Source organism: Bradyrhizobium sp. KZN70725 (assembly GCF_055264925.1).
This window is the reverse complement of sequence record NZ_JBUYWT010000116.1, coordinates 1-8194: the sequence shown is the minus strand read 5'-3', so window position 1 is coordinate 8194 and position 8194 is coordinate 1. Positions and strand designations below refer to the sequence as shown.

At 56.9% G+C, this 8194-nt stretch carries 4 protein-coding genes and 2 pseudogenes; all 6 read left to right on the top strand.

Features of this window, described 5'->3' with window-relative positions; all coding sequences use genetic code 11:
* Positions 1-226: 226 nt before the first annotated feature.
* A pseudogene (locus ACZBJS_RS41410) lies at positions 227-987 on the top strand (IS5 family transposase).
* An 87-nt stretch (positions 988-1074) separates the two neighbouring features.
* A pseudogene (locus ACZBJS_RS41405) lies at positions 1075-1592 on the top strand (nitronate monooxygenase family protein); the annotation flags it as partial.
* Between the two features lie 187 nt (positions 1593-1779).
* Complete coding sequence (locus ACZBJS_RS41400; RefSeq protein WP_463440225.1) at positions 1780-2253, top strand: dehydroquinate synthase/iron-containing alcohol dehydrogenase family protein; 474 nt, start codon at positions 1780-1782, stop codon at positions 2251-2253.
* A 1130-nt stretch (positions 2254-3383) separates the two neighbouring features.
* Positions 3384-4868, top strand: coding sequence for a CoA-binding protein (locus tag ACZBJS_RS41395; protein ID WP_463440224.1), 1485 nt, complete (start codon positions 3384-3386; stop codon positions 4866-4868).
* Positions 4869-5604: 736 nt separating this feature from the next.
* Positions 5605-6951: a diaminobutyrate--2-oxoglutarate transaminase gene (gene ectB, locus ACZBJS_RS41390; RefSeq protein WP_463440226.1), complete on the top strand. Its 1347-nt coding sequence runs from the start codon at positions 5605-5607 to the stop codon at positions 6949-6951.
* Positions 6952-7033: 82 nt separating this feature from the next.
* Entirely contained in the window at positions 7034-7723 is a 690-nt protein-coding gene (locus tag ACZBJS_RS41385; protein ID WP_463440223.1) for a hypothetical protein, read from the top strand.
* The last annotated feature ends 471 nt before the right edge of the window (positions 7724-8194 follow it).

Here is an 8194-nt window from a genome sequence, read left to right as displayed (position 1 = left end):
GGAAAACCTCCTGTCTAAAGGGTTGGGCTTCGAAAACCCGCAATCCTCTCAGACAGGAGGCAATCCTTGCTATGACTCCCTACATGCCGCGCCAGCGGCTTCGTTCAATCCTATAAAACGCGGCAAAATCAACAATCTGCCAAAGTAGTGCTAGGGTCCGTACTCAATAAGGGTACCGTCGCGGGCTGGGTTGTGATTCAAAGCTTCCGAATCGGGGGAGGCCTTGATGAGGAAGCAACTCTATTGGTTGAGCGATGCGGAATGGAGGCGGCTTGAGCCGCTGCTGCCGCGCGGTCGGCGCGGCGCGCATCGGGTGGACGACCAGCGGGTGATCAGCGGCATTTTGCACATGCTGCGATCGGGCGCGCGGTGGCGGGATTGTCCGCCGGAATACGGGCCGTACACGACAATCTACAATCGCTTCAACCGCTGGAGCCGACAAGGCATCTGGTTTGCAATGTTCGAGGCCTTGACCGGTAAGACCGGCATTGTCGGCGCGGTGTCCATCGATAGTTCCCACATCAAAGCGCACCGCTCGGCAGCGGGCGGAAAAGTGGGGACTACGGGGAAGCCATTGGCCGCTCGCGTGGCGGTCGGACGACGAAAATCCACGCCTTGACCGACGATGAAGGCCGCCCCCGCGTTCTTCTGCTCTCTCCTGGTAACATCAACGACATTGCGCTCGCTCCGGCTCTGCTCGCCGCAGCCGGACCGATCAAGGGCCTGATTGCCGACAAAGCCTATGATGCCAACAGCTTGCGTCAGCTTCTCGCCGATCAGCGCGCCAAAGCGGTCATTCCTTCCACGACCAGCCGCAGCCAACCTATCCCCTATAGCAAGAGGCTCTATAGGCAGCGCAACCTGATTGAGCGCATGTTCGCTCGCCTCAAAGACTTCCGCCGCATTGCCACGCGCTATGACAAGCTCGCCAGAAACTTCCTCGCTGGCGCCCTCATCGCTGCAACCGCAATTTGGTGGCTCAATTGAGTCCGGACCGTAGGCCATGATCACCAATATCGCGAAGACGCGTGCCACACGGCAGAAGAGACGGCTCGTCAGCTTTGCGTTTGGTTCGAGAAGATCGCGCGCTGCCGCGACATGACCGACAGTCGATCGGCGTGCACCTCACGTTCCTGCCGAGCTTCACCACGCCGCCCTATCCCGAATATATCGGGGCGATCCGCGAGGACGGCGTCAAGGTGGTGGAGACCGCAGGCCGCAGCTAGGCGCAGTACATGCCGGCGCTGAAGGTTGCCGGCATCAAAGTGATCCACAAATGCACCTCGGTGCGGCATTCGCTGAACGCCGATGAGCTCGAACGCGCTTGGTGATGCGCGCGCTCCGCAAAACCGAGCGGGTGCTGAAGAACAAGAGCGTCGATGAGCTGCTCGAGATCGAGCGCGAGAAGGGCGCCAACGATCGAGGACATCCATGAGCAGGTCGCCGGCGTCTACCCGAAGGTGATGATCGAAGGCGAGATGCATGCCGGCGCCTGGAGCTGCGGCATGGTGGTCGGCCTGATCCACGACATCCCGACGGTCCAGGAGCGGATCGACCGCATCATGACCGAGGCCGAGCGGATCATTCGCTAGCGCTTGACCGGCTTCCTCGACGGCACCGTTGAGTCCATGCCGTTCTGCGCAGTGGCCTGGCGGAGAACGCCATGACCGAGCATGTCAAAATCGCGATTGCCGAACGGCGTCCGCTGGACTCCTCCAAACTGTCGGCCTGATTGACGGGGCAACTCACGGATACATCGAGGGAGTGAAGAGCGAGCACGTGGCCGGCAGCTATCTATACCCTACCATGAAATCCGTGACCTACGGCAAGCCTACTGCCGAGGTGCTGCCCGAAGAGTCCGACCGGATGGCCGCGACGCGCGTCCATCTGATTGCCAGCCGGACGGTGAATACCACGACCGACGAGTTAGAGAGGGGACCGCAAACGCCTCGGAGATGCCAGGTCGAGACCTTCGACGGTCGTTCCGCAGCGCACCACCCGGGACGTGGCGGTGCGGAACCACGAGAGGCTAAGGAAGCCAACGCCGATCCGGTGGTTGTGATCGGCGGCGGCTCAGTGGTCAATGTGGCAAAGATCGTGATGATGTGCATGGAGCGCGAGATTTTCGCGCCGAAGGGGCTCGACGGCTTGGAGACCACGCCGAAGCGCCGCTACGACGCATTCCGCACCTCGGTCGGCATGATCGCGATTCCGAGCACGCTGGTCACCGACATCAGGCGCAAGCTCCGATGATGATGCCGCGCAGCATCATTTCGATCCCGGATTGCCAGGTACGCGCTGGGAAGCGTTGGCTCGGCTCCGGCACGCGAGCGATCACGGCATCGAGGCGACCTGCTCCTCTCGTCCGAACGTGCTAGTCGATGCCGTGCTGGCTGCGCTACCTTCCGGGCAAACGCCGATGACAAGCTATGAAATGCTCACTCGCGGTTCAAGCATCCGATCGTGGTACTCATTCTCGACATCGCCGCGGCGTCGGCGCAAAACGAACGCTATTACGATGCTGGCCGTTTCCAAAACCAGCAACCGGATCGCGCGGTCAAATCCGCGACGCGGATCGTCTTGTAGCTACTGTTCGATGCGTTTTTCTGAGCCTGTAGAGGCCGCCCCTTGCGAGAAGGCGCGGCGTTCGCAAGAGCCTGATGCTTGCGCTGATGTTTATCCGTACCCAGCGCTGAATCTTGTACCGACATATTGCGATTCGCCGAAACAGCGCCGCTATTGCCAGCCATAGCCGGACTGCCAGCCGCAAGTGCAGAGCTTTCGAAGCCCACAACAATGAGAAATTCGCGCCTTTAACCTGCCTGCACGATGCGCATTTAATCTTCATCGACCGTAACGGGTGGTTGTGTGGCAGGGCTTGGACTTTCGGCATATAGCGCTCGGTTGGTCTCCACCGGCAGAGCACCACCCGTCACCACAGCGTCAGCAGCATGTCCACTACAACAACTCGCGGCGGTCGCACCATCAAGCTAGGGCCGTTCCCGCGCAAACGGCCGATCGTTGTGGTGATTCTGACAGCTGCGGGACGGTTGTCTGGTTAAAAACAGTGGCTGTCGTATAGACATGTGAGCTTCTACAAAAGACGGACGCACCAAATGCATTTGAACGCCGCGTGGCACGGTCCTTGCTGTGAGGAAGTGATGCCACTGGCTCTAAAGAAGTCTCAACACAGATGGAGATGAGCAATGTTCTCGTTCCCTTAAACTCGCAAACCAGTTCCGAGAATGACGCGGGCATGCCGAAAAGGCAGAGAAATCTTTGAAGCTCTGTTGATGGGAGCAACATGCCTTCAGCGATATAGGAAATTCGGCGTATTCCTTGCGGCTCTTCAGCTTTCGCCCTTATGAAGGAATTACAGATTCATGAACAGCGATAAAGCAACGCTGCAAGCAATGAGCGATCGGACGCAGACGTCTCGCTCTGATCCGCGCAAGTTGGAGATGATAAGCGACGATCGCGATCTTCGATGCCTTTTCGATCCGAAAGGAGTCGTGGTCGTCGGCGCTTCGCCGAAACCGAGTCTCGCGAAGTGCATTCTTAACAACATCGTGTCCTCCGGTTTCGATGGGAATCTCGCAGGGGTAAACCCGAACTACGGTATTGTTGACGACGTGGACTGTTACAGCTGCATTTCAGACGTTCCGTTCCAGGTCGATCTAGCCATTCTATGTGTTCGAGCCGAGAACATTCTAGCCGTTCTGGAGGACTGCGCGCTAAAGTCGGTCGGTGCCGCACAGATCATCTCGAGCGGTTTCGCGGAAATCGACTCGGAGGAGGGCCGCGTTAGACAGCAGAAAATTCAGCGCTGGGCAGAGAACTCGGCGACAACAGTCGTTATCGGACCCAATACGTTCGGAGTCGTTAACATGCACCGGCCGATGATTGCCGTTGGAGAAAGCAGGATACCCAAGGTCGTCCCTGGAGGCGTCAGTGGTGTCTTCCAGAGCGGGCAAATGGCTGCAATAGTGCATCCGCTGATCGGCAGGGGCGTCGGCATAAGCAAGATCGCAACGACTGGTAACGAAGTTAGTCTGACAACAGCCGAAATAATCAATTTCCTCGCTGTTGATCCACAAACGGAAATTATCGTCAGTTATTCGGAAGGGATCAAGGATCCGGAAGGCTTTGGCGCGGCCTGCACGCGCGCGCGCAAACGAGGTAAGCCGATCATCATGTTGCGCGTTGGCGCTCATCCAGAGGTACGAAAGGGTATCGTCCGACATACAGCAACACAAGCCCCAAATTGCTATCAAAGGGACATGCGGTTCCTGCAAGAATTGGGCGTGATCGCAGTCGATTCGGTCGAGGACCTAATTGAAACGGTTGTAGCTTTCAAATCGTCACGCAGACCGCGAGGCAATCGTGTCGCGTTTGTGAGCTTTTCAGGTGGAATGGGAAACATAATAGCCGACTTGATATTGTCGACACGGGGCCTGAAGCTCGCCTCGTTTTCCGACCAATTGCGCAAGAGGCTGGCGGACGTTCTTCCGAGGTTCGCGAACAGCTTTAATCCTTTGGATCTAAGTGCCCAGAGTGCCTTCGACACCGAGGTTCTGAGCGCTTGCGTGCAGGTACTCGGGCAGAGCGGTGAGTTTGACATCCTTCTCTGGGGTAAGGACTTGCCAATGAGCATTGATGAGGAGTCGCCGATTGGCCTCGCCCTTAAGGAGTTCATAGCTCAATTTCCTGAAATCGTCGTCATCCCAGTCTCTCAGATGAGTGGACCTCTTTCGCGTACCGAGGTCGCTGGAATGCCGCCCACGTTTGCCTGCCGACCGCTCTTGCAAGGCACGGGAGTCGCGGTTCGAGCTATGGCCAGAGTGATCGAGTGGCATGCGTCAACTTAGACATTAGCGGGCTCGAGATCATCAACACGCACCGTCGATGTGGGCAAAAGTGACAGCACTGACACACAACATTATCTACGCCGCGGCTCACGATTCGATCAAGAACGCGGCGCAAGGCGTAGTCCGCAAGTGCCAGCTCGGACATCGTGCGGTGGTCGAACGCCTGTGACCTGCCACTGAGCTTTCATCCTGCAGTTATAGTCACGGTGCGGGACGCCGGCCGGTTCCTCACTTTCCTGCGGCGGAGCCAGTGGAAAAGTGTGCCCCTACGGATGCAATCAGAATCAGCGGCTCCTCGGTGATTCGAGCGTCATATCAAGACGGAGGCGGGTCTGCCATCGGCCGGCACTGCCGCATGCGTCTTGGGTGCCGCTTGCTTCCGGCCAGAGCAACGTGTGCGCAAGGTCGATGGCCGGAATATGCTCGCCACAAATCCTATCGTTTAGCCAATTGGCGCCTAGCTGCTTGATCAGACAAACCTCACGATGTCGGACATCACATCGGTGCGGAGTCCAACCAAGTCTCGGATGGCCCTACTAACCTTGGTAGATTGGCAATACTAGGTTCTCAGATATGAGTGAGGCTCTTCCGAAGAGACAAGTCGTGCAGCAGGGTCCGCGAAACGCACCTCGTTTTAGTCTGCGGCCCACAGCTCGCGCGACCTGAGAGCCGTTCTGTTCAGTGGCCAACTTGCAGGAGAACGATCATGCGTGCAGTGACTAGCGAACCGCGTGATATGCGGATTATCGAAGTTCTAGAGTCGAACGTCCGCTGGTATTCACGTTCGTTCCCAACAATTTTTTGTCGAGCGCGCGGTTCCATTCTGGTAACGAACGATGGCCGAGAGCTCATTGACTTTCTTTCCGGTGCTGGAGCATTGAACTACGGACACAATAATCACCGGATCAAATCTGCTATTATAGAGTATTTGACCTCGGATGCGGTGGTCCACGGGCTCGATATGGCCACTCCAGCAAAGCTTGAGTTTCTGGAGACTTTCCGCTCGGTCATACTTCCGAAACTGGGTCTGCAGTACCGTTTCCAGTTCACGGGGCCAACAGGTGCTAACGCTATTGAGGCCGCCCTTAAGCTCGCACGCAAGATCACGGGACGTCAAAATGTCATTTCATTCACGCGCGGATATCATGGCATGAGCTTGGGCGCGATGGCCGCGAGCGGTAGTCGCTTGTACCGCACAGCCAGCGGGGTGTCGCTGTCCGGCGCAACGTTCATGCCCTACGACGGTTATTTTGGGCCGGTAATCGATACAGCTGACTACTTGCGCAAACTACTGATGGACGGGAGCAGTGGCGTCGACCAGCCAGCTGCCATTCTCGTCGAAACCGTGCAGGGAGATGGGGGGATAAACGTCGCTAGCAAGCAGTGGCTGCGGTCGATGCAGGCTATAGCGAAGGATGTTGGCGCCCTCTTCATAGTTGACGATATACAGATGGGTTGTGGTCGCACGGGCGACTTCTTTAGCTTCGAGTTCGCCGCGTTGTCACCAGACGTTATCGTAATGTCGAAGTCGCTCAGTGCGTACGGTCTGCCCCTGTCAATGTTGTTGATAAAAGAAGAGCTGGACGCGTGGCGGCCAGGCGAGCACACGGGTACGTTTCGCGCAAACAACCTTGCGCTTGTATCTGCGACCGCAGCTATAAACGCTTATTGGCGTTGCCTAAGCTTCTCTCAGGGGGTTCAGCAAATGGGAGAGTTAATGCGGGTCCGACTTGAGGCGATCGCATCCGAGCATGCAGGTCATTTTGCTGTTCGAGGGCGCGGGATGGCACTGGGGTTTGATTGCCAGACGGCCGAAATTGCAGAGAGCACGACACGCAACGCATTTGAAAGGGGATTGGTGGTCGAGCGATGTGGCCCAAGCAATCAGGTTGTAAAGTTTTTGCCTGCGCTCACGATTGATGCTGAGACACTAAATCGTGGTCTTGAGGTATTTGAGGACGCCTTGGTCCAAACATTGAAACACGGCAAAGTCGCAGTGACCTCACCGGCATCCAGTGCGAGAGTCAGTACCCGGCCAGCGACCCTGTCTCGCAAGGGTCATGCAGGTGAGTTACTAAAGTAGGTAGTGTCGCGATCCGATCTAGCATTCTAGGCTCGTCGTGCCCGCCACGAGGCAATTTCATCGGGTTAGGACGAGTTGCAGCATGAGCAGAATAGTTAATCCGTTGGACGTCTCACGCTTTCTTCGGGTATATGACGACGCCGCCTGCCAGAAAGGCATCAAGATTTCGATAGGATTCGATTTTCATGAGTATGTCTCGCTCACACGGGCCATTTCAACAAAGGGGCCGACATATCCAAGTTTTAGACCAGATCGCTCGCCAATTAAGTCAGGCGATGGCTATTGGATGATAGGCGTTGACAGCAATAAGGAGGTCGCCCTTGTAGAGGCTGCTCGACTCTTTGACCTTTCGCACAGCAACTTTGCAGAACATCTTCAATCGCTGAAGGCATTTTACGCCGATCCAACCGTACACGCTCATCCCCAGGACCGATGCAGCTGTACAGCGCCGAGTGCGAACAAGATCGCCGGGAAGGTAGCCTACCACGGGGATCGCTGGGTCCGTAAAGACTTTAGAGGACAGGGAATTCCCAAGATCATGGCAGGGCTGGCACGGGGCGTGTCCTATGCGATGTGGGCTCCTGACTTCTTGTGTGGTCTTGTAGCGCGGCGGCTATTGGATAGAGACAGCGTGCACGGATATGCGCATCATGAATCCGGCGGCGCGATATTACACTTGATTGAAGACGATATTGTAGACGACGATTGGCTTGTTTGGCTAACAGGCGAGGAGTTGAAGAGCCTTGTTGAGCGTCGGACACAAGCAGGTTGAATATAGCCTCGTCATCTTTGCAGGCCTCGTCGCGCGGCGTTGCGATATTCGTGATGGTAGAGCCGCGTACGCACCTACTTGGTCGACGTATTGGAGAGAGCCTTCGGGACCGTGAAGGCGTCGCTGACCAGGAGAGGAACAGCCGCTCAGAAATTGCTGAGCTGCCTCGACCAGTTGGGGTCTGCGGTCAGTAGCCCATTTCAGTTCGGCGTCGATTGCAGACCCGCGAGGTAGCCGCCGGCGCCGCTGCGTCCGCATGCATAGCGGAAACAGTGTACGCCTCCGTTGACGGCCGCCTTGTTTGACGGAGGCGAGCGCTGCAGGTCCTAAAGCGGGATGGGGTTAGGTTGAATCGATTTGGGATTGAACGAAGCCGCTGGCGCGGCATGTAGGGAGTCATAGCAAGGATTGCCTCCTGTCTGAGAGGATTGCGGGTTTTCGAAGCCCAACCCTTTAGACAGGAGGTTTTCC